Below are 22,362 nucleotides of genomic sequence, written 5' to 3'. Positions count from 1 at the left end.
GTTTTCCGCAATAATCTTTTTTGCGTACTATGCAAATACTTGACTAGTGACCTTTTGGTTCGACGTCCACACGTTTGATATCTGCACCTAGTTTGCGTAAGCGTTCCTCGATGTCTTGATATCCACGTTCGATCTGTTCAATATTGTGGATCACGGACTTTCCTTTTGCAGATAAAGCCGCGATCAATAAGGATACTCCTGCACGAATATCAGGAGATGTCATTTCGATACCTCTCAAAGAATGGGATTTATTCATTCCGATTACGGTCGCACGGTGCGGATCACACAAAATGATCTGTGCCCCCATATCTATTAATTTATCGACAAAGAACAATCTGCTTTCAAACATCTTTTGGTGAATCAATACATTCCCTTTCGCCTGTGTAGCGACCACAAGAATAATACTCAGAAGATCCGGTGTAAATCCGGGCCATGGTGCATCCGAGATGGTCAGAATGGAACCATCTATAAAAGTATCAATTTCGTAAGAATCCTGTGCCGGAATAAAGATATCGTCACCTCTCAATTCAAATTGAATACCCAAACGGGAAAATACCGAAGGTATTACACCCAATTCCTGAAAACAGACATCTTTAATAGTAATTTCTGAACCGGTCATTGCTGCCAAACCTATAAAAGAACCGATCTCAATCATATCAGGTAACATACGATGCGATGTTCCGCCAAGACGTTGTACCCCTTCTATGGTCAGCAAATTAGATCCGATGCCCGATATCTTAGCCCCCATACGATTCAACATTTTACAGAGTTGTTGCAGATAAGGTTCACAGGCCGCATTATAAATAGTTGTCGTTCCTTTGGCCAATACCGCAGCCATAACAATATTTGCCGTACCGGTTACGGACGCTTCATCCAATAAAATATAATTACCTTTCAGTTCGGTAGCATCTACATTAAAGAAGTGTGTGGATGCATCGTAGACAAATTTGGCACCTAGTTTTTCAAAACCCAGAAAGTGTGTATCGAGACGTCTACGCCCGATTTTATCACCTCCCGGTTTTGGAATGGCAGCTTTGCCAAAGCGAGCCAATAATGGCCCTACAATCATGATCGAACCACGTAAGCCTCCGCCCTTCTCCTTAAACTCAGGCGATTGGAAATAATCTATATTAATGTCTTTGGCTTCAAAAACATAAGTATCTTTATCTATACGATCAATATTAACGCCCAATGCGGCCAACAGATCAATTAACTTATTGACATCTTTAATATCCGGAATATTACTGATGGTCATGGGTTCTTCAGTCAGTAAAACTGCTGACAGAATCTGTAAAGCTTCATTTTTTGCTCCTTGTGGAATAATCTCTCCCTTTAACGGTTTTCCACCGATTATTTCAAATGCATTCATTTATATAACTGATATCTTCTTATTACAACAAAACCCGAGGTATAATTTAGTTTCCTGATGTCACTAAATGAAAATCCGGACTTCTTAAAATCAACAAAATTGTATTGAAAAAAGTTTATGGAATTTTCCAATGCACAGATTCCGTTCAATCAGATCCTATTGACCGGAACTGATAAACAAATCCATTCCATAAATAAAGAAGGCAATTGTAAAGAAATATATGAATCACTTCGCAATTGCCCGCTTCTTATAAATTAAAAACTTAAAGAACTAGCCTCTTTTATTATTATTGTAATTATTCTGAGGTTTTCTGTTTCTATTGTTGTTGTTATTGTTATTGCTGCCACCAAAATTGTTCCGCTTCATGTTGTTATTGTTGTTTGACATACGAGGCTTGCCACTACCACCGCTGCCTTTCGACTGATAACCTGAAGAGTTGTTATTGTTGCTGTTGCTATTATTATTGTTTCCGCTTGAATTGCCTGTTGTAGGACCTTTAACACGGTTTCCAGGAGGCGGAGTTTTAAAATCAAGTTTAGTCAATACCGTACCTTCGGGTAGAGTCAATTGGTAGCCGGACAATTCCTTCAAATCCTGGATTATCAATTCATCGGATACGGAATCTTTGTTCCAGGTAACATAGGCCATTTTCATAAAATTGGCGATACCGATCACCATCTGCTCGCGTTTAGGCTCATCGGTCACTTTTAAGGCCTTATCAATCATTTTTTCCACCGTAAATCCATAGTGTTTGAATTTGATGGAATGTTGCGGATAGCCCAAGTGTTCCACTTCATGCTTCACACTTTTTGCGGTAGCGATTGGATATGGTGAGTCAATATCAAGCTTAAAATCCGAGATAATCTGGAGGTGATCCCAAAGTTTATGCTTAAAATCTGAAACGTCTCTTAAGTGTGGATTCAACACCCCCATCATGTCGATCACGATTTGGGCATGTTTATTTCTTTCTTCCTTTGTGGGTAAAGTACAAATGTAATCTACCATATTTTGCACGTTGCGGCCATATTCTGCAAGGATCAATTTTGGCCTGGTGCTGTTGTAGTCAAAGTTCATATAGCTAATATAAGTACCTATTAAACGGTTAAGATCTCGTTTTGGTATTTTATTATTGAATTATTCTAAGTTTTGCAAATTTAAGCAACAATTGTTTCTGTCCCAACTCCTTAAAGAAAATAGTTGCTTTTATATCTCCTTTATTTCCTTCTAGGTTGACAACTTTACCAAATCCGAAGCGTTCATGTTCAACTTCCATGCCGACCTGAAGATTTGATGTATCAGAAGGAGCAAAACCCGCAGTAGGTTTGTGGGCTTTGGGCAGTATAGACGTTGTTTTAACCATCGGCTTAGGCTTAGGTTTCGAAAACACATCATCACTGTCCTTTTGTTGCCACGCGACTCGTTCGCCTTGAAAACTTCCGGCTGAAGCGGAAGTTTGTCGGGGTTTAAAATCCAATGCAAGACAAGCAGGATTCAGTTCATCCAAGAAACGACTGGGTTCGCAGTTATTCAACGTCCCCCAACGATATCGCGAAGTAGCATACGAAAGTAGTAATTTTTTTTCAGCTCTGGTAACAGCAACGTAAAAAAGTCTTCGTTCTTCCTCCAATTCTGTCCTGGAATTCAATGACAACTGAGATGGAAACAGATTTTCTTCCAAGCCTACAATAAAAACAACCGGAAATTCAAGTCCTTTAGAAGAGTGTATGGTCATCAAAGAAACGGTGTCTGCATTCGGATCTTTATCGTTGTCATCATTGGTCAATAAAGCGATATCCTGCATGTATATGTCAAGGCCACGGTCTTCAATATCTTCCCGTTCCGAAAACTCTTTGATACCATTGAGTAGCTCCTGAATGTTTTCATAACGTGCCAATCCCTCTACCGACTTATCTTCATAAAGTTCTTTCAATATACCACAGTGCTGCGCAATATGCATCGCCGTGTCAAACGCATTGCTATTTTTAGCCAGGGCCTGAAAACTTTGTACCATCTGTGCGAAACCTCCCACGGAAGTCGCACTGCGACCGTCCAGGAAATGTGCCGCATTGGCCACCACATCCCAAATGCGATATTGGTTCTGATCGGCAGCAATCATAATCTTTTCAATCGTTGTATCTCCGATTCCCCGACGTGGGTAGTTAATAACGCGTTTCAATGCTTCCTCATCATTGGGATTGAAGGTAAGACGGAAATACGCGATCAGGTCTTTAATTTCCTTCCGTTGGTAGAAAGACGTACCACCATAGATCTTATAGGGTATATTGATCTTGCGCAGGGCTTCTTCCATCGCCCGTGATTGCGCATTGGTCCGATAAAGAATAGCAAAATCTTTGTAATTGAGTCCTTTCAGAGATTTCTCTTCAATAATCTGATCTGCAACGATTTTCCCCTCTTCATTATCGGAAAAAGCACGTGAAACCTTAATTTTTTCACCTTCTTCATTATCCGAAAAAACATTCTTTTCCAGCTGGTTCTGATTATTGGCGATCACCGAATTTGCCGCATTGACAATCATTTTGGTGGATCTGTAATTCTGCTCCAATTTAAAGATCTTGACATCCGGATAATCTTTCTGGAAGTTCAGGATATTCTGAATATTGGCCCCTCGGAAGGCATATATTGACTGCGCATCATCACCAACGACACATATATTTTCATTGACTGCGGCCAGTCTTTTGACGATTAGGTACTGCGAGAAGTTGGTATCCTGATACTCATCAACCATCAGGTAACGAAATTGATGCTGGTATTTATGCAATACCTCCGGGTGTTTATTCAATAAAACATTCGTTTTGAACAGGAGATCATCAAAATCCATGGCACCCGCGCGATAACAGCGCTGTGCATAGGTCATGTAAATCTGTCCCAATTGCCCGCGCCCATTCGAAATATCTTCGGCTAATATGGCCTCATTTTTATTGTATTCCTGTGGAGAGATCAAATTATTCTTGGCTTGTGATATGCGGCCATAGACATGATTGACATTGTATAATTTGTCATCCAGGTTCATTTCCTTGAGAATGGCACGCAGCAAGCTTTTGGTATCGTCCGTATCGTAGATGGTAAAATTTCGGGGGTATCCGATCAGTTCAGCTTCTACCCGAAGTATTTTTGCGAATACGGAGTGGAATGTTCCCATCCAAATATTTTTCGCTTCGCTTCCTACGACAGATACAATACGCGCGCGCATCTCTTTGGCTGCTTTATTCGTAAATGTCAATACCAAAATATTGAATGGATCAACGCCTTTTTGAATCAAGTGTGCTACACGGTACGTAATTACCCGTGTTTTTCCTGAACCAGCTCCTGCAACAATCATGACAGGGCCTTCTGTTTGCTCTACGGCTCCTCGTTGTGAAGGGTTTAAACCCGCTAAATAATCCAAATTAACTCCTTAAATTTTAAAACCTGAGAATAGGGTATAAAAGTACAAATTTCCTATCGATCACTAAGGCAATCAAGCCAATATTTTTGCACAAAAAAATCCGACAATTTAAAATCGTCGGATTTTTATCGTGTCACTTGTTTAGCCTCTGCTATTATAGTTTGGCGCCTCTTTTGTAATAGAGATATTATGTGGATGAGACTCTCTCAAGCCAGCACCTGTAATGCGAACAAATTGCGCCTGCTGTAGCTTCTCGATCGTTGCAGCACCACAATAGCCCATTGAAGCACGCAAGCCACCGATATACTGATAGACAACTTCAGCCAACGTGCCTTTGTAAGGAACGCGGCCGACGATACCTTCCGGAACCAACTTTTTAATATCATCCTCCACATCCTGGAAATAGCGGTCTTTAGAACCTTTTTCCATCGCTTCGATAGATCCCATACCACGGTACGATTTAAATTTACGTCCTTCGTACATGATAGTCTCGCCTGGAGCCTCTTCTACTCCGGCAAATAAAGAACCCGCCATAATCGTGCTTGCTCCAGCAGCAATAGCCTTTGCGATATCACCTGTTTGTTTGATACCACCATCGGCGATCAATGGTACTCCTGTTCCTTTAAGTGCTTTAGCTACTTCATACACCGCATACAGCTGAGGGACACCCACACCTGCAATAATACGGGTTGTACAGATCGAGCCAGGTCCGATACCTACTTTTACGGCATCAGCACCAGCTTCAGCCAATGCTGTTGCAGCTGCGCCTGTCGCGATATTCCCGACGATCACCTGTAGTTCCGGAAACTTGGATTTTACCAATTTTAACTTATCGATTACACCTTTAGAATGCCCATGTGCAGTATCAATGGTTACTACATCCACACCAGCTTTTACCAAAGCCTCAACCCTATCTAATGTATCTGGAGTAACCCCCACTGCAGCACCTACTAATAAACGGCCGTGGCTATCTTTGGCAGCATTGGGATAATGCTTATATTTTTGGATATCCTTAAAGGTAATCAAACCCTTCAAGATACCTTCGTTGTTGACAACTGGAAGTTTCTCAATTTTTTCGTTCTGAAGGATTTCCTCTGCTTTCACCAAATCCGTTCCTTCGGGAGCAACAACAAGATTATCTTTCGTCATCAGCTCACTGATCGGACGAGTCATATCTTTTTGGAAACGAAGGTCACGATTGGTTACGATACCCACCAATTGGCCTTTTTCATTCACTACTGGAATCCCCCCGATCTTATGTTCCTTCATAATATTAAAGGCATCTCCAACATTAGCAGTCGCTAATAGTGTTACCGGATCTTGGATCATACCACTCTCAGAACGCTTTACTTTGCGCACCTCAGCGGCTTGTTCTGCAATAGTCATGTTCTTATGTAACATACCAATACCGCCCGCTTGTGCGATCGCAATTGCTAAATCAGCACCAGTTACCGTATCCATTGCTGCAGAAACCAATGGAATATTTAATTTGATTTTTTTTGTCAGCGAGGTACTCGTATCGACGTCACGTGGTAAAATTTCAGAATAAGCTGGAATTAATAAGACGTCATCGTAAGTGAGACCTTCTGCTACGAATTTTTGTGGATCTAATTGCATGGCAAATATGTATTGGGTTTTCTATTTGCCAGGCAAATCTAAGAAAAATAAGCAATATTAAAAAATATAATATACAAATTACAATCCTAAGACAAATTAGAACGATTATGAATTGACGCAATTAAGCCTTCCAACGGATTGCCTCTTTTTTTTTGGCAAGCTATTTGCTTTTGGTTACACGAAAAGTAATTTTAATTAATGAAAATATAAAGTAAAGATAATTATGAAAAAGACATTACTCTCATTAGCTGCTGTTGCAGCATTAGCATTTGGAGCACAAGAAGCGAAAGCTCAATCTCCACAACGTGCCGCTATCGGTGTTGTTTTTGACGGAACAGGTGGTGATCTTTGGGGTGTTCAATACAAGCAATCTTTTGGCGGAACAAATAATGGTCAAGCGCAAGTGATGTTTGATGATAACGTTGTTGCTGTAGGAGCTGACTATCAATACGCTAGACCATTCCGTGGTGTAAATGGACTAGGATGGTATGCAGGTATTGGTGCGCAGTTGACATTTCTTGACGCTGGAAATGACGATATGACGCTTGTTGGTTTGAGACCACAATTGGGTTTGGAATTTAAAATCCCTGCTGCTCCTATCGGATTTCACGCAGACTGGAAACCAGACTGGAGATTAAATCACGGTAATGATTTCGACGCTTCAACTTTCACTTTCGGTATTAAATATACATTAAGATAGTAGAAAGAAAAGATAAAAAAGGCTCTGTTCAAGTTTGAACAGAGCCTTTTTTTTGTAAAATAAATTCCTTAAATATTTCTTTTTTTCAGCAATTCTTCTAATTTTATGCCTTTGACCTAAATGGCATAAATAAAGCTTTTCATTCTACAAAAATTTTATACCTTTGCCATTCTTGGTAAAGTGTGATTAAACAAGAACTAATTATCAATTACATAAACAGTATTTAACATTAAAATTAATACAATTAATAACAGACGATGCAAGGTAAAGGGCTGATTAAACTTTTAGTGATAGTGGTGTCATTAGCGTGTCTATACTCCCTATCATTTACTTGGGTGACCCGCAAGGTGGAGCAGGATGCTGAGAAATTTGCCAAAGGAGATTTGGCAAAAGAGAAGAGCTATCTAGACTCCATGGCAGGTGAGGTGGTGTATAATTTGGGTTTTGCGAAATACACCTATAGGGAAGCAAAAGCAAATGAACTGGCTTTAGGCTTGGATTTAAAAGGTGGTATGAATGTCACCATGGAGATCTCATTGGATGAGTTGATCCGTAATCTGGCTAACAATCCAAAAGATGAGAAATTCAACAAAGCGTTGGAACAAGCGGTAGCAAAAAGCAAAACCAGTCAAAAAACGGTCGTTGCTTTATTCATGGAAGAGTACAAATCCATTGGAGCTTCTACCCCACTTTCAACATTCTTTTCGACAAAAGACAACGCTTCTTTAATTAAACCGGGTGATTCCGATTCAAAAGTCGAATCATTCCTTCAGAAAGAAGCCGACAACGCCATTCAAAATTCTTACAAAGTACTACGTACACGTATTGATAAATTTGGTGTTGCTTCGCCAAACATCCAGATTCAACAGGGTACAAACCGTATCTTAGTTGAGCTCCCTGGTGTAAAAGACGAAAGCCGTGTTCGTAATCTACTTCAAGGTTCGGCGAAATTGGAATTCTATGAGACCTACACCAATCAAGAAGTTTATCCTGTATTAGAAAATATTGACAGAACATTAGCAACTACTTTAAAAGCTGCACCAACTACGACAAACAAAACTGCTGCTGACACAACGAAAAAGTCAGACGATTTATTGTCCAACTTAACCGGTGGACAGAAGGACAGCAAAGCCCAAAAAGACAGTGCAGCACTTAATCTAGGTCAGAAAAGACCATTGTTTGATGTATTAAAACCTAATGCTTATCTAAATGAAAACCAACAACCTACACTAGCACCTGGTGCAATGGTTGGTATTGTTTCATTGAAAGATACGGCCAAAGTAAATGCTTATTTGCAACGCCCAGAAGTAAAATCAATTCTTCCAGGTAACTTAAAGCTTTTATGGGCTGTAAAACCAGAGCAAAAAACACCAGAGCAACTATCCTTATATGCAATCAAAGCCGTAGGGGCAGATAATGGCGCTGTATTGACGGGTGACGTCATCACTGATGCAAAAGAGGATTTCGATCAACAAAACCAACCCGTAGTTGGTATGCAGATGAACAGCGAAGGTGCACGTGAATGGAAGAAAATCACAGCAAAAGCGGCTCAAAATAGAGATGCCATTGCGATTGTATTAGATAACGTAGTGTATTCCGCTCCTTCCGTTAACGGTGAAATTCCAAATGGTAATTCATCTATCTCTGGATCCTTTACTGTTGAAGACACAAAAGATTTAGCAAACGTATTGAAAGCTGGTCGTCTTCCGACTACAGCTAAAATCGTTGAAGAAGCAGTTGTCGGTCCTACATTGGGACAAGCGGCAATTGATGCAGGTATCAATTCAGCAGTAATCGGTATTATTGTTGTAATGATCTTCATGATTGCATACTACAATACGGCAGGTATCGTGGCTAACATTGCTGTATTGTTGAACGTATTCATTATCATGGGGGTATTAGCCTCCCTCAATGCCGTGCTGACTTTACCTGGTATTGCCGGTATCGTATTGACAATGGGTACTGCTGTCGATGCTAACGTACTGATCTATGAACGTATCCGTGAGGAATTGGGCTTAGGAAAATCAATTCGTCAGGCAGTTGCTGATGGTTATAAACACGCATTACCATCTATCTTAGATTCACAGATTACCACATTCTTAATCGGTATCATCTTATTCTTATTTGGTAGTGGTCCAATTTTAGGCTTCGCCACAACATTGATGGTTGGTATTATCACATCATTGTTTACAGCAATACTTGTAACACGTGTTATTTTTGAATGGATGCTGGAAAAAGATATTAAAATTAAAGTATCTTTCCCTTGGTCTGCAAATACCTTGCATAATGCAAACTTCAAATTCGTTCAAAAACGTAAAGTATTCTACGCGATCTCTGTTGTAGCGGTTTTAATTTCTGCAGCTTCAATTTTCACAAAAGGTTTCAGTTTAGGTGTAGATTTCCAAGGAGGACGTACCTATACGGTTCGTTACGATAAACCAGTTGACCCGGAAGCTGTTCGTACCAGTTTGGATGATATTTTCCAAAAAACAACTGAAGTAAAAGTATTTGGTGCATCCAACCAACTTCGTGTGACAACAACATATCATATCGAAGAAACTTCCGATGCTGCCGATAAAGAAGTATTGGATAAGTTGAATCAAGGATTGTCTAAAGTAGACGCTTCCAATAAGCATGAAATCCTGTCTTCACAAAAAGTAGGACCAAGTATTGCGTCAGACATCAAGTCAAGAGCGACTAATTCAGCAATCTTCTCTATTATCATCGTAGCGGCTTATATTTTAATCCGTTTCCGCAAATGGGAGTATTCTGTGGGGGCAGCTATCGCAACCATCCACGATGCCATTATTCTATTAGGCTTATTCTCCATATTAGATGGTATTGTACCATTCTCATTGGACATTGACCAACACTTTGTGGCGGCCATCTTAACGGTAATCGCATACTCGGTGAATGATACCGTGGTTGTATTTGACCGCTTGAGAGAGTTCGTATCAAAACCTAATGCGCATAACGAAGATCTTGGCGAGGTTGTCAATCACGCAATCAACTCAACATTGAGTAGAACAATCATTACTTCATTGACGATCATTTTCGTTCTTGCGGTCTTGTTCATCTTTGGTGGTGAGGTTATCCGTGGATTCTCATTCGCGATCTTAATCGGTGTTATTGTAGGTACTTATTCTTCCATTATCCTGGCAGCGCCTTCTGTATACGACTTACGTAAAGGAAAGCACTTAGCTGAAGGTAATACAGCAAAAAAAGCTGAAGTAGTAAGACCATAATAAGATTAAAAAATATCAGGGAGAGGCGTTCAAGTTTTTGAACGCCTTTTTTATTGCATTCAGATTACTTGTTGCACTAAATATTTTAAATATATTTGTCATACTAAATATTTGTATGCTAAACGAAAAATTCGACCGTTATTCCTTTATACTGGATCAAACCGCCAAGAAGGTAAAACAATTCGCACAATCTTCTTTTACGGAAAAGGGATTTGATATTACAGTGGATCAATGGGCTGTCTTAAAGGCACTCTACGAAACCGAACAGTTATCGCAGAAAGACTTAGCCAGACGATGTGGCAAAGACCAGCCTACATTGACGCGTATCGTGGATATTCTACTGAAGAAAGGTTTGGCCGAGCGTGTCATTGATGAAACAGACCGTCGGAGTCTCTATCTTCATTTGACGGAAGAGGGAAAACTTAAGGTTGCATCCCTATCCCACATCGTTGCAGAAATCCGGATGAAAGCATGGGAGAAACTGACGGAAAAAGATTTCGAGGATTTTACAAGAATATTAAACACGATCTATAACAATTTAAATGTATAATAGCTATGATAAATACTGACATCTGTATCATCGGTGCTGGACCAGTAGGGTTGTTTGCTGTATTCGAAGCTGGACTTCTAAAAATGAGATGCCACCTGATTGATGTTTTACCTCAGGTTGGCGGTCAATTATCCGAAATATATCCACATAAACCGATTTATGATATCCCTGGTTACCCGAGCATCACCGCACAGGAACTTATCAATAATCAACTTGAGCAAATAAAACCTTTTGCCCCCAGTTTTACATTAGGCGAACGTGTCGAACATGTCGAACGGCAGGATGATGGTTCCTTTATCCTCTCCACGAGCGATCAAACAAAAGTTCATGCGCAAGTGATTGTCATTGCAGGTGGATTGGGCTGCTTCGAACCTCGTAAGCCTGAAATTCAAAACCTGCATCTCTATGAAGGTAGTGGTGTGGATTATATGGTAAAAGATCCTGCAAAATACAAGGACAAACGGATCGTTATTGCCGGCGGGGGCGATTCCGCACTGGATTGGACTTATCATTTGGCTGATATTGCCCAACAAGTTACACTTATTCACCGGAGCGACTCATTCCGCGGCGCCCCCGATTCTGCGGAAAAAGTTTTTAAATTGGCACAAGAAGGTAAAATCAATTTACTTTTGTCCCATAATCTAAGTAATCTTCAGGGTAACGGAAACCTTACGGCTATTGAAACCGTAAGTAAGGAAAAAGAAACAATTGCGGTCGAAGCCGATTATTTTATTCCGTTATATGGCCTGACACCCAAGCTTGGCCCAATTGCTGACTGGGGACTAAATATTGATAAAAATGCGATTGAAGTCAATACTTTTGATTACTCGACCAATGTCGAACGCATCTATGCCATTGGTGACATTAACACTTATCCGGGCAAGCTCAAACTCATCCTATGCGGATACCATGAGGCAGCCTTAATGTGCCAAAGTGCTTTTAAGTTTGTTTATCCCGATCAAAAATTGACCTTTAAATACACAACCGTTAATGGTATAAATACATTTTAACCATGGAAGATAATTTGATTCAAGTAACTGTTATCGATCGTGACGGTACAGAAAATACAATAGACATTCCGACCGATGTCAACCTTTCCTTAATGGAAATTCTGAAAGCATCTGAATACGATATACTGGCCACCTGCGGCGGCATGGCGCTATGTGCCACATGCCATGTCGAAGTCCTTGAGGGGCTGGATAATCTTCCGGAAGCCAGCGATCAGGAATTGGATATGCTCGACACCTTACCTGATGCAGACGAACAAAGCCGGCTTGCCTGTCAGCTGCATCTCCATCCGAATAACAACGGTATGAAAATCAAGCTGAAAGGTTCGTTGCAATAACAAAGTTATTGTGTATAAAATACACAATAACTTTGTTATCTGTGCAAGTTTTTTTTAGGAGTCTTTCTAGGGTATAAAAGACTTAAAACCAAAACACTACAAAATATTTTATTAAAAGAATTGACCTCGTAACGATAAATTTCACAACGTATTGCCATAATAAATAAATATTTTTTAGCTTTTTGGTTCAAAATTTAAGATATTTGCAGCTTAATTCGATTGTACGAATTTTTACAACAAACTATTAAAAATATGCCAAGCAATAGTTCAAATAGAAAATTCCCAAGAGTAATCATTATTGGTGCTGGATTTGGAGGAATTGAAGTTGCTAAAAAGCTTAAAAATAAGGAGGTTGAAGTTCTCTTATTAGATAGAAACAACTTTCACACTTTTCAACCATTAATGTACCAAGTTGCTACGGGTACGCTTTCGGCAGACTCTATCTCCTTCCCTGTCCGTAAAATGTTCAAAAATCAGGATAACTTCCATTTTAGACTTGCCGATGTCAAAAGCATCGATAACGAGGCTAAAGTTGTTAAGACTGATATTGGAGATTTTGACTACGATTATCTGGTTGTTGCTACCGGTGCAACGACAAATTTTTTCGGCAATCAGCAGATCACCAAATATGCTTTGCCGATGAAAAATATTCAGGAGGCCCTTAATATTCGGAGCTACGTTCTTCAGAATCTTGAAGAAGCGGTAATGATCCCTAATCCTGAAGATCGCAAGCCTAATCTGAACTTTGTGATCGTGGGTGGTGGCCCTACCGGAGTAGAGCTTTCTGGTGCTATTGCGGAAATTAAGAATAATGTACTGGAAAAAGACTATCCTGAATTGAAGAAATCGGAAATGTCTGTTTACCTGGTGGAAGGTCTACCAAAAGTTTTGGCCAATCTCTCGGAGAAAGCATCAAAAAATTCGGAGAAATATTTAAAAGATCTTGGTGTTGAAGTACTGTTGAACGTACAGGTAACTGGATACGACGGTAACTCCATTACTTTCGCAGATGGCAGAAGCATCGAAACAAAAACAGTAATCTGGGGTGCGGGTGTTGCAGGTCAATATCCGGATGGATTCAAAAAGGAAGTTATCCAACGTGGTAACCGTATACAGACAGACGATCAATGTCGTGTTATTGACATGCCGGGGGTTTATGCCATTGGTGACGTATCAGCATTTATTACAGATGATCTACCTCGTGGTTTACCGGGTGTTGCTCCAGTAGCACAACAGCAGGGAGGATATGTGGCCAAACACATCCTTCAGACAATGTCCAATCAACCTACGGAAAAATTCAGCTATTTTGACAAGGGCTCAATGGCCACAGTAGGGCGTAACAAAGCTGTGGTTGACATGGGCAAAATTCACTTCAGCGGCTTCTTCGGATGGATGACCTGGATGTTTGTCCACTTGATGTCCATTTATGGATTTAGAAATAAGTTGATCACATTTGTAAACTGGTCGGTGAAGTTTTTCACGAAAAACAGTGGTGTCCGCTTAATCTTCCATAAGTATGATGAGCCTAAACCGGAAGAACAAGCCAAAACGATACAATAAAGTCGATCACAAAATCATTATAAAAAAACAGCATTGCCTTGTTTTTCAGTCAAAAAAGAATGCCATTATTTTCAATAAGAATAATGGCATTCTTCTTTTCTCCCCTCCCCCAAAAATGATCGAAAGCTGATCAAAAAAAAATTATTCCCTATTAAAATTGACAGCCAATTTTCATATAGTTGTCAAAGCCACTATCTAGAGAACAACAGCACTTATTTAGGTGGCAAATATTTCAAAAACACATTTTTAATTCACATTTCGTATTGCATCCAATAAAAAATAAGTTAGCACAAGAAGTAACAATTGTAGATTATATTCGTTAAATTTAGAAACGGTTTTTTCCAGATAGAATTTACTTGCAGAATATAGTTTTTTTTGATGTATAACCTCAAAAAGATTAATTTTTTTTGTGTAGGTTTGCATATTATTTTAAAATAGCTTAAGGATTAGCAAATGGGCTTATTTAATTGGTTTACGCAAGAAGTTGCGATTGACTTGGGTACTGCGAACACCCTAATAATTCATAATGACAAAGTAGTAGTGGATGAGCCTTCTATTGTTGCATTTGACCGCACCACAAACAAAGTGATTGCCATTGGTCGACAGGCCATGCAAATGGAAGGTAAAACACACGACAATATAAAAACGGTACGACCTTTACGTGATGGCGTAATTGCTGATTTTACGGCTGCTGAACATTTGATCAGAGGGATGGTGAAATTGGTCAACAATGGTAAAAGTTGGTTTTTCCCATCTTTACGCATGGTGGTCTGTATTCCATCGGGTATCACTGAGGTGGAGAAAAGGGCTGTACGTGATTCTGCGGAGATCGCCGGAGCCAAAGAAGTTTATCTGATCCACGAACCAATGGCTGCTGCTGTAGGTATTGGCATCGACGTGGAAGAACCAATGGGTAATATGATCATTGATATTGGTGGCGGTACGACAGAAATTGCTGTCATCGCACTATCCGGTATCGTCTGTGATCAATCCATCCGTGTAGCAGGTGACAACTTTGACTCTGACATTGTTCAATACATCCGTAGACAGCACAATATCATGATCGGTGAACGTACGGCGGAGAAGATTAAGATTGAAGTTGGGGCTGCACTTCCTGAGTTACAGGAGCCACCTGCAGATTTTGCGGTACAAGGTCGTGACCTGATGACTGGTGTCCCTAAACAAATTACGGTTTCTTATACAGAAATTGCCCATTGCTTGGATAAATCAATTTCTAAAATCGAAGAAGCCATCTTAAAAGCACTTGAAATTACGCCACCGGAGCTATCTGCCGATATTTATCAAACAGGTATCTACCTGACTGGTGGTGGTGCGTTATTACGTGGTTTAGATCGTCGTATTCAAGCGAAAACAAAACTTCCAGTACACATTGCCGAAGATCCTCTTCGTGCTGTTGTCAGAGGCACCGGTATTGCGCTTAAAAATATTGGTCGATTCAAATTCTTGATGCAATAATTAACGTTCGATAATTAACAAGATTTTATTAAAGAGCGATATAATATGCAAAACTATTATATCGCTTGCTTATTAAATACCCACAATAAAAAATGAGAAACCTTTGGTTATTCCTGAGACGATATAATGCATTCTTTTGGTTTATCCTATTTTTTGGATTCTCATTATTTATGATTATTACCAACAATTCGTTTCAACGCAATTCTGTGTTAAACTCTTCCAACCATGTAATCGGCAGTCTTTATGCAAAAATAAACTCCTGGAAAAGCTATTTACATCTGGGGGAGACAAATGATGCATTAGCAAAAGAAAACGCTCAATTACGGAAAGACCTACAGGCATATAAATCGACCGACAGTATCAAAATTGGTCCTGTACCGGTTATGGATAGCAGCGAATTTGGCCGTTACCAATTTGTTATTGCAAATGTAATCAACAATAGTATCCATCAAAAAGCGAATACAATTACCTTGGATAAGGGCAGTAAAGATGGGGTAGAAAAAGGAATGGGGGTCATCGCACCCAATGGTGTTGTTGGCATCGTATTAAACGTTTCGCCGAATTTTTCTACGGTACAGTCCCTCCTACATCCCGATACCCGCATATCGGTAACCTTGGGCCACAGTGAGGTCTTTGGATCTTTAGTTTGGGGTAACAATATAGATTATCGGGCCGCAACAGTGAAGGAAATTCCTAATCATATCAAAGTAAACAAAGGCGATAAAGTCTATACCTCAGGATATTCAGGACACTTCCCCAAGGGCATTTTTGTAGGGACGGTTATTCAAACAGGCATTTCATCCGGAGATGCATTCTTGGATCTTCGCATTCTTTTAAGCACCAATTTCTCCAATCTACAGCATGTATATGTCGTAAAGGATTTATTAAGTAATGAATTAAAAACATTGGAGGAATCGACTAAGGACAATGGCTAGGATTTTAATATTTAACATTATTCGATTTATCGTCTTGATTGGAATGCAGGTATTTTTATTCCAAAATATCGGTTATTACAACTTGGTTGCAGCGTTTCCTTATATTTTATTTATCTTCTTGCTACCAACGGGAACCCCCAATTTTCTGGTGTACCTGATCGCATTTCTAACGGGACTAACGGTAGATTCTTTCTACGATACGCTGGGGGTCAATACTGCCGCATGTGTAGCCTTGGCTGCCTTCCGCATTTTCTTTATGAAAATCACGCTTGAGGTGGAGGAACGGGATTCCTTTCTTACTCCAATGTTGGGATTGATGAATGTGAGATGGTTTTTTTCCTATATCTTTTTCGGTACATTGATTCACCATACTTTCCTGTATCTACTGGAATCTTTCTCCTTTCAACATATTCAATACACACTGCTCAGTATTGTTTTAAGTTGTATATTTACAGTAATTATCATGCTATTATTTAGCATATTATTCTACAAAAAGAAAGATCGGTTGTAGTAGATCGATGGATAGAAATTTATTTCTATGAATAGTTTTTTTGCTCGCAAGTACGTCATTTCCGGAATCTTTGTTGCCATTGCGCTGACTTTGGTCGCCCGCCTATTTTATTTACAGATCATCGACGATTCCTATATACATTCGGCCAATAGCAATGTCATGCGCAAGGTCATTGTTTACCCTGCAAGGGGTGTAATTTTGGACCGCAAGGGTAAGGTATTGGTACAAAATGAGCCTGTCTACGATTTGATGGTAACGCCACGCGAGGTGAAAGAAATTGATACAGCTCTGTTTTGCAAATTAATCGAGATCGACAAAGAAGGCTTTATTAAACGGATGGATAAAGCTAGGGCACACTCCCCGTACAGGGCATCAATTTTTGAAAAACAGCTATCTGTCCGGACTTGGGCTCAGTATCAGGAATATCAATATCAGTTTCGCGGATTTTATGTGCAAAAGAGAACGATCCGGAGTTATCCCGATAGTATTGCTGCTCAATTTTTAGGTTATGTCAGTGAGGTAAATGATAAAGATATTGAACGATCGAATGGATTTTACCGTAGTGGTGACTATATCGGCAGAAGTGGCGTTGAGCGCTCCTATGAAGATCTGATCCGAGGGAAAAGAGGTGTTAACAACTTAATGGTGGATGCACTAAATCGTCCTAAAGGTATATTTATGGAGGGTAAATATGACACTTTGGCCGTGGCCGGTGAAGGTTTGGTTTCGTCCCTGGACAAGGATCTACAAATATTAGGTGAAAACCTCATGAAAAATAAGTTAGGTTCCATCGTTGCCATTGAACCGGCAACAGGAGAAATCCTGGCCTATGTCAGTAGCCCGAGTTACGATCCGAATCTGATGGTTGGCCGTCAGGTTGGCAACAATTACATGAAATTGCTGAACGATGAGACCAAGCCCCTTTTTAACCGCCCCATTCAAGCATCTTATCCTCCAGGTTCTGTCTTTAAAGTTGTTTCGGCCTTAACGGCGCAACAAGCTGGCGTCATCGACCGTAATACGGTATTTTTCTGTCCACACGGTTATAGTTATGGTGGCGGACGAGGTTGGATGGGCTGTACCCACTATCATGGATCAACGACCTTACAACGTTCTGTCGCAGTTTCCTGTAACACCTACTACGGGTTTACTTATGCAAAGATGATCGATGGCCGTGGTCTTTCCGGCCCGAAAGCTTACGACCTCTGGCGAAATGCAGTCACACAGTTTGGAATCGGACACAAATTAGGGATAGATCTACCCGGGGAGAAAGCAGGTTTATTGCCTACATCGGAATTTTATACAAAACGTTACGGCAATGACAAGTGGCGTTCAAGCTTTAATATCTCTTTATCCATTGGACAAGGTGAAATGGGTATCACGCCATTACAAATGGCCAATATCATGGCTATTGTCGCAAATAGAGGCTTTTATTATAGACCCCACCTTATTAAAGGTATCGGTGCGCAAAAAATCGCCAAAAAAGAATTTACGGAAAAGATAAGCGCTGGTGTAGATGAACGATATTATCCTGTCGTGATCCAGGGAATGAGTGATGCCGTAAACACATCTGAAGGGACAGCTTGGTCCAATCGAATTCCCGGGATTGAAATGTGCGGAAAAACAGGTACGGCACAAAATCCACACGGTGAAAATCACGCCGTATTTTTCGCATTTGCCCCGCGGGAAAATCCTAAAATTGCCATAGCGGTATTTGTTGAAAATGCAGGTTATGGCGGTACTTGGGCAGGTCCGATCGCCAGTATGATGGTGGAGAAATACTTAAAAGATACCATTACGGCCCCAAAATATATTCAGGACCGCATCTATAATGCAAACTTTCTCCCTGCACCGAAGAAAGTAATAGACCCAAAAAGTAAAGATGTCAAGAAAGCGGATTCGATCAAATCAAAAACAGATACTGTCAAATCAAAACGTCAAGTGGCGACCCTGGTCAAACCAAAGGAAACAATTGTTCACCATAGCGAGGTAAAGAGAAGATATGAATAATCAAAAAAATAGTTTCTTTGGAAAAATTGACTGGCTGACAATCGTTCTTTGGCTTTCGTTGTGTCTGATCGGTCTTTTCAATATCCGTGCAGCTGTTTTTAATCCAGATATGCCCGGTTTTTTCAGCTTGGGGACCAACTATGGAAAACAGTCTTTGTATCTTGTTTCGGCGATTATACTAGGTATATCCATTTTGATCATAGATGCCAAGTTTTTCAGTTCAGCTTCACCGATATTCTACGGAATAACGGCGATCTTACTTGTCATTGTTTTGGTTGTCGGCCGAAATGTAGGTGGAAACCAAGCTTGGATTGATCTGGGGTTCTTCCGGTTGCAACCATCGGAATTTGCCAAACTCTCCACCTGTCTGTTGCTCGCCAATTTTTTAAGTGCCCAGAGCAATAAAGCCCCCACTATGCAAACCTTGGCCATGGGTGCAGGCATTGTACTATTCCCTGTATTCCTCGTTATGCTACAGCCCGACACGGGATCTGCATTGGCTTTCTTTTCCTTAATTTTCGTTTTTTACCGCGAAGGTTATGTGAACAATGAGTTACTGATCTTTGGTGGCCTGTGCATCTTGCTTTTCGTTTTGGCGTTGTTATTCAATCCATGGATTCTTATTTTAGTCTTGGCGGCTATCATTGGATTTTTTATGTGGAGCTTCCGAAAAAAGAGGAAATACATTATTAACCTAAGCATTCTTTTCGCAGCCTGTACAGCGTTTATACTATGCGTCGACTTGGTTTATGACCATGTATTGCAACCACACCAGCGCGATCGGATCGACATTATTTTAGGCAAAACGGAAGACCTCAGAGGAAAGGGCTATAATTTGAACCAGTCTAAAATTGCCATTGGATCAGGTCAATTTTGGGGCAAGGGATATTTACAGGGTACACAAACCAAGTATAATTTTGTTCCCGAGCAGAGTACAGATTTTATCTTCTGTACCGTAGGGGAAGAATGGGGATTTGTCGGTTCAGTAACACTAATTACAATCTATCTCACCCTGCTCTTGCGTATCATTCATATTGCGGAGCGACAGCGTTCGGCATTTGCCCGAATCTACGCTTACGGCGTGGCCTCCATCCTATTTTTTCACTTGTTTATCAATATCGGAATGACCATAGGAATCATCCCTGTCATCGGAATTCCATTGCCTTTTGTTAGCTATGGAGGCTCCTCACTCTGGAGTTTCACCATACTGCTCTTTATTATGCTCAAATTTGACTCCAATAGAAAAGGAGTCGTATAGTTTGCAGTCGGTACTGGGAGAGGTTTTTCTAAATCCTTTCCAGTACCAGTTGAATAGCTTTTTCCACTACCGCTTCAGGATTCGCGGAAAATTCTCCCGCTACCCTACTTGCTAAAATGGCATTAATGGATAAAGCCTGATGACCAAACATGTTCGCCAGCGCATAGATACCGGCAGTTTCCATTTCCAGATTGGTCAAACGGAAATCGTTATGCCGAAATGAATTTACCAAAGAAATCAGATCCGGGATCGTATTGTCTGATCGTAGACAACGCCCCTGTGGCGCGTAAAACCCCGGTGCCGTCAATGTTATTCCTTTGGGCAGATCAAACGCAATTCGGTCTAATAAATGCTTGCCTGCCTGTGCTACATAAGGTTTTAAACTCAATTGCGGAAAATACCGGATTAAAGCCTGCTGGAGATTCAATTCAGTCTCATCGTAAGGTTTTTGGTAGAATTGCATCAATGCATCAAAGCCAATCCCATATTCTGAAGCCAGTATACTGCCCATTTCGATACCTGTCTGTACTGAACCCGAAGTACCGATACGCACGATATCCAAAGAGGTCAGCTCGCTTTTTACCTCCTTACGCTGAAAATCGATGTTCACCAAAGCATCCAGTTCATTCAATACGATATCAATATTGTCTGTACCTATTCCTGTAGAGATCACGCTCAGCCGTTTAGTTCCAATATATCCCGTATGCGTGATAAACTCACGCTTTCCCTTTTTGAGTTCAATACGGTCAAAATATTTCGACACCTTGGTTACACGGTCCGGATCTCCTACCGTAATGATTGTATGGGCTAAATCCTCTGGCAATAAATTCAAATGGTAAATACTCCCATCTGAATTTAAAATGAGTTCTGAATTGTTTATCATATCGTTCTTAAATAATTCAATTGACAACCTTCAATTTTGGAAAAACGTTCCACGACACGGTTTACCTGCATTTTCCGTACCTCAAATTCCAGGTAGCAATTATTATCAAATTCCTGCTTCTCGATTTCCAGTCCTTCTTCCTTAATAATACGCATAACATCATTCATATTTAGATAATCAAAGGTCAGCCCATAGCTATCGTTAACAGTACGTTCGATTATTTGAGCTTGATCCAAGGCATCCTGTGTTGATGATTTATAAGCATTAATCAAGCCTGGTACGCCCAACAGTGTTCCACCGAAATAACGGACGACAACAACAATTATATTGGTAATATCCGCCGAGAGCAAAGCATTTAAAATAGGACGCCCGGCGGTACCAGAGGGCTCACCGTCATCGTTTATCCGAAATACATTCCGATCCGGAGTCAGCCGATAAGCCCAACAATGGTGTCTTGCCTTCGGATGAAGGGATTTCACTTCCTGTAAAACATCTTTTAATTTCTCCTCAGATTTAAAAGGAAATGCATAGGCAATAAATTTGCTTCCTTTATCTCTAAAAATTCCCTCATAGTTTGCATCGATCGTTCGATAAGTATCTTCAAATAAACTCACTGATATGCGATAATTAAAACTGAAACAATGGAAAGTACTATCCCGAGGTAATTCAACCATGATAGTCTTTCTTTAAAAAATAATACACCGACCAAAGCACCCAGCGAGATAACACCAATATTCATCCCGGTAAATACGATGGAAGGGTTTTCAGGCAATGCCCGATGGGCTTTCATATAAAATAATATATTACAAAAATTGAAAGCACCTAAAATCAGGCCATAGACGACTGCTTTAGGTGAAAAGGTCTGCTTGTCAACGAAGATAAAATAGCCTAATAAACCAAATGCGATCAGCATGGCCATAACAAATATAATAAACATCGAACTGACATAAGGTATTGTCACATGTAATGCCACCTGCTTAAAAAGGATATCAATAACCCCCATCCCAATAAAAACAATCAACGGATAGAGACTGTTTCGATATCCTGTATTTGACCGAGCTATTTTAAGATGGGATTTTCGCCAACCGATGGAACATATAATAGCCAATAGCCCTATTCCTATCCCCAACAGTTTATTTCCCTGTAGCTTTTCGTTGAATAAAAAAAACGCGGCCAGTAGAGGGATAAATAAAGACAGTCGCTGCGCCACCTCCGTTTTTACCAATCCACTATAGCGGATGGATAATGAAATAAAGACAAACATCCCCGGTAACAGTACCGCCAGCGCCGTATACAACGGGAATGGTAAGGCATCCCAGCTAATTTCTTTTATTTCGGGTCGTAATATAAAGTAGGTCAAAGCAACCGCCATTGGATAATTCCAGACGATCACTTGTTTTGTTTCCACGCCATACTGTTTTGCCAATTTTAATAATACGGCTACAGTGACGCTGCAGATAACACTTATAAGGACAAAAATCATTGTTCTGTTACTAA

Annotated in this window: 18 protein-coding genes; 11 read left to right on the top strand and 7 right to left on the bottom strand. The window is 40.3% G+C overall.

Annotation, left to right across the window (positions count from 1 at the left end; genetic code table 11):
- Positions 1-43 precede the first annotated feature (43 nt).
- The 4 genes from murA to guaB all read right to left on the bottom strand — a co-directional run bounded on the left by murA (position 44) and on the right by guaB (position 6,392).
- Positions 44-1,369: a UDP-N-acetylglucosamine 1-carboxyvinyltransferase gene (murA, locus tag G6053_RS05790; RefSeq protein WP_165305760.1), complete on the bottom strand. Its 1,326-nt coding sequence runs from the start codon at positions 1,367-1,369 to the stop codon at positions 44-46.
- Between the two features lie 270 nt (positions 1,370-1,639).
- Positions 1,640-2,443, bottom strand: coding sequence for a DUF4290 domain-containing protein (locus G6053_RS05785; RefSeq protein ID WP_165305759.1), 804 nt, complete (start codon positions 2,441-2,443; stop codon positions 1,640-1,642).
- A 52-nt stretch (positions 2,444-2,495) separates the two neighbouring features.
- The gene (locus G6053_RS05780; RefSeq protein ID WP_108636923.1) at positions 2,496-4,775 is read right to left on the bottom strand and encodes a UvrD-helicase domain-containing protein; all 2,280 of its coding nucleotides are present in this window, start codon (positions 4,773-4,775) and stop codon (positions 2,496-2,498) included.
- Positions 4,776-4,916: 141 nt separating this feature from the next.
- Complete coding sequence (gene guaB, locus G6053_RS05775; RefSeq protein ID WP_165305758.1) at positions 4,917-6,392, bottom strand: IMP dehydrogenase; 1,476 nt, start codon at positions 6,390-6,392, stop codon at positions 4,917-4,919.
- 223 nt (positions 6,393-6,615) lie between these two features.
- On the opposite strand from guaB, the gene G6053_RS05770 reads away from it, so the two are divergent.
- From G6053_RS05770 to rodA, 11 genes are all read left to right on the top strand, one after another.
- Positions 6,616-7,092 (top strand): hypothetical protein, encoded by a 477-nt coding sequence (locus tag G6053_RS05770; protein ID WP_121126443.1) that lies wholly within the window; start codon positions 6,616-6,618, stop codon positions 7,090-7,092.
- 257 nt (positions 7,093-7,349) lie between these two features.
- A complete protein-coding gene (gene secDF, locus G6053_RS05765) occupies positions 7,350-10,337 on the top strand; it encodes a protein translocase subunit SecDF (RefSeq protein WP_165305757.1) in 2,988 nt (995 codons plus the stop codon).
- A 115-nt stretch (positions 10,338-10,452) separates the two neighbouring features.
- Complete coding sequence (locus tag G6053_RS05760) at positions 10,453-10,887, top strand: MarR family transcriptional regulator (RefSeq protein ID WP_165305756.1); 435 nt, start codon at positions 10,453-10,455, stop codon at positions 10,885-10,887.
- A gap of 5 nt (positions 10,888-10,892) precedes the next feature.
- Complete coding sequence (locus tag G6053_RS05755; RefSeq protein WP_165305755.1) at positions 10,893-11,897, top strand: NAD(P)/FAD-dependent oxidoreductase; 1,005 nt, start codon at positions 10,893-10,895, stop codon at positions 11,895-11,897.
- A gap of 2 nt (positions 11,898-11,899) precedes the next feature.
- Positions 11,900-12,232, top strand: coding sequence for a 2Fe-2S iron-sulfur cluster-binding protein (locus G6053_RS05750; protein ID WP_108636929.1), 333 nt, complete (start codon positions 11,900-11,902; stop codon positions 12,230-12,232).
- 252 nt (positions 12,233-12,484) lie between these two features.
- Positions 12,485-13,792 carry an NAD(P)/FAD-dependent oxidoreductase gene (locus G6053_RS05745; RefSeq protein ID WP_108636930.1) on the top strand — a complete coding sequence of 436 codons (1,308 nt, stop codon included), beginning with the start codon at positions 12,485-12,487 and terminating at the stop codon, positions 13,790-13,792.
- A 453-nt stretch (positions 13,793-14,245) separates the two neighbouring features.
- Complete coding sequence (locus tag G6053_RS05740) at positions 14,246-15,268, top strand: rod shape-determining protein (RefSeq protein ID WP_028071379.1); 1,023 nt, start codon at positions 14,246-14,248, stop codon at positions 15,266-15,268.
- Between the two features lie 92 nt (positions 15,269-15,360).
- On the top strand, positions 15,361-16,203 hold the full coding sequence (gene mreC / locus G6053_RS05735) for a rod shape-determining protein MreC (protein WP_165305754.1): 843 nt from the start codon (positions 15,361-15,363) through the stop codon (positions 16,201-16,203).
- Entirely contained in the window at positions 16,196-16,714 is a 519-nt protein-coding gene (locus tag G6053_RS05730) for a rod shape-determining protein MreD (protein WP_108636932.1), read from the top strand. Before mreC ends, G6053_RS05730 begins: the two co-directional genes overlap by 8 nt.
- A 27-nt stretch (positions 16,715-16,741) precedes the next feature.
- Entirely contained in the window at positions 16,742-18,724 is a 1,983-nt protein-coding gene (mrdA, locus tag G6053_RS05725) for a penicillin-binding protein 2 (RefSeq protein ID WP_165305753.1), read from the top strand.
- Entirely contained in the window at positions 18,717-19,982 is a 1,266-nt protein-coding gene (gene rodA / locus G6053_RS05720) for a rod shape-determining protein RodA (RefSeq protein WP_108636934.1), read from the top strand. The genes mrdA and rodA overlap by 8 nt, the downstream gene beginning before the upstream one ends.
- A 28-nt stretch (positions 19,983-20,010) precedes the next feature.
- Here the strand turns inward: rodA and G6053_RS05715 are convergent, their stop codons facing one another.
- Genes G6053_RS05715 through G6053_RS05705 form a run of 3 tightly spaced genes read right to left on the bottom strand, consistent with a single transcriptional unit; the run spans position 20,011 to position 22,348 of the window.
- A complete protein-coding gene (locus G6053_RS05715) occupies positions 20,011-20,865 on the bottom strand; it encodes a nucleoside phosphorylase (RefSeq protein WP_165305752.1) in 855 nt (284 codons plus the stop codon).
- The gene (locus G6053_RS05710) at positions 20,862-21,479 is read right to left on the bottom strand and encodes a YigZ family protein (RefSeq protein ID WP_165305751.1); all 618 of its coding nucleotides are present in this window, start codon (positions 21,477-21,479) and stop codon (positions 20,862-20,864) included. The genes G6053_RS05715 and G6053_RS05710 overlap by 4 nt, the downstream gene beginning before the upstream one ends.
- Complete coding sequence (locus tag G6053_RS05705; RefSeq protein ID WP_165305750.1) at positions 21,476-22,348, bottom strand: EamA family transporter; 873 nt, start codon at positions 22,346-22,348, stop codon at positions 21,476-21,478. The genes G6053_RS05710 and G6053_RS05705 overlap by 4 nt, the downstream gene beginning before the upstream one ends.
- Positions 22,349-22,362 lie beyond the last annotated feature (14 nt).

Origin of the sequence: Sphingobacterium sp. DR205, from assembly GCF_011064245.1 — a bacterium.
Lineage (GTDB): Bacteria > Bacteroidota > Bacteroidia > Sphingobacteriales > Sphingobacteriaceae > Sphingobacterium > Sphingobacterium athyrii.
Note: the sequence above shows the minus strand (reverse complement) of the source record. Positions and strands in the feature narration are given on the sequence as shown.

What these genes read in the sequence shown, in the direction of transcription:
- G6053_RS05785 (WP_165305759.1), bottom strand. Translation starts at nt 2,443, where the DNA reads ATGAACTTTGACTACAACAGCACCAGGCCAAAATTGATCCTTGCAGAA.
- G6053_RS05745 (WP_108636930.1), top strand. Translation starts at nt 12,485, where the DNA reads ATGCCAAGCAATAGTTCAAATAGAAAATTCCCAAGAGTAATCATTATT.
- secDF (WP_165305757.1), top strand. Translation starts at nt 7,350, where the DNA reads ATGCAAGGTAAAGGGCTGATTAAACTTTTAGTGATAGTGGTGTCATTA.
- G6053_RS05705 (WP_165305750.1), bottom strand. Translation starts at nt 22,348, where the DNA reads ATGATTTTTGTCCTTATAAGTGTTATCTGCAGCGTCACTGTAGCCGTA.
- G6053_RS05715 (WP_165305752.1), bottom strand. Translation starts at nt 20,865, where the DNA reads ATGATAAACAATTCAGAACTCATTTTAAATTCAGATGGGAGTATTTAC.
- G6053_RS05730 (WP_108636932.1), top strand. Translation starts at nt 16,196, where the DNA reads ATGGCTAGGATTTTAATATTTAACATTATTCGATTTATCGTCTTGATT.
- guaB (WP_165305758.1), bottom strand. Translation starts at nt 6,392, where the DNA reads ATGCAATTAGATCCACAAAAATTCGTAGCAGAAGGTCTCACTTACGAT.
- G6053_RS05740 (WP_028071379.1), top strand. Translation starts at nt 14,246, where the DNA reads ATGGGCTTATTTAATTGGTTTACGCAAGAAGTTGCGATTGACTTGGGT.
- mrdA (WP_165305753.1), top strand. Translation starts at nt 16,742, where the DNA reads ATGAATAGTTTTTTTGCTCGCAAGTACGTCATTTCCGGAATCTTTGTT.
- G6053_RS05750 (WP_108636929.1), top strand. Translation starts at nt 11,900, where the DNA reads ATGGAAGATAATTTGATTCAAGTAACTGTTATCGATCGTGACGGTACA.
- mreC (WP_165305754.1), top strand. Translation starts at nt 15,361, where the DNA reads ATGAGAAACCTTTGGTTATTCCTGAGACGATATAATGCATTCTTTTGG.
- G6053_RS05760 (WP_165305756.1), top strand. Translation starts at nt 10,453, where the DNA reads ATGCTAAACGAAAAATTCGACCGTTATTCCTTTATACTGGATCAAACC.
- G6053_RS05755 (WP_165305755.1), top strand. Translation starts at nt 10,893, where the DNA reads ATGATAAATACTGACATCTGTATCATCGGTGCTGGACCAGTAGGGTTG.
- rodA (WP_108636934.1), top strand. Translation starts at nt 18,717, where the DNA reads ATGAATAATCAAAAAAATAGTTTCTTTGGAAAAATTGACTGGCTGACA.
- murA (WP_165305760.1), bottom strand. Translation starts at nt 1,369, where the DNA reads ATGAATGCATTTGAAATAATCGGTGGAAAACCGTTAAAGGGAGAGATT.
- G6053_RS05770 (WP_121126443.1), top strand. Translation starts at nt 6,616, where the DNA reads ATGAAAAAGACATTACTCTCATTAGCTGCTGTTGCAGCATTAGCATTT.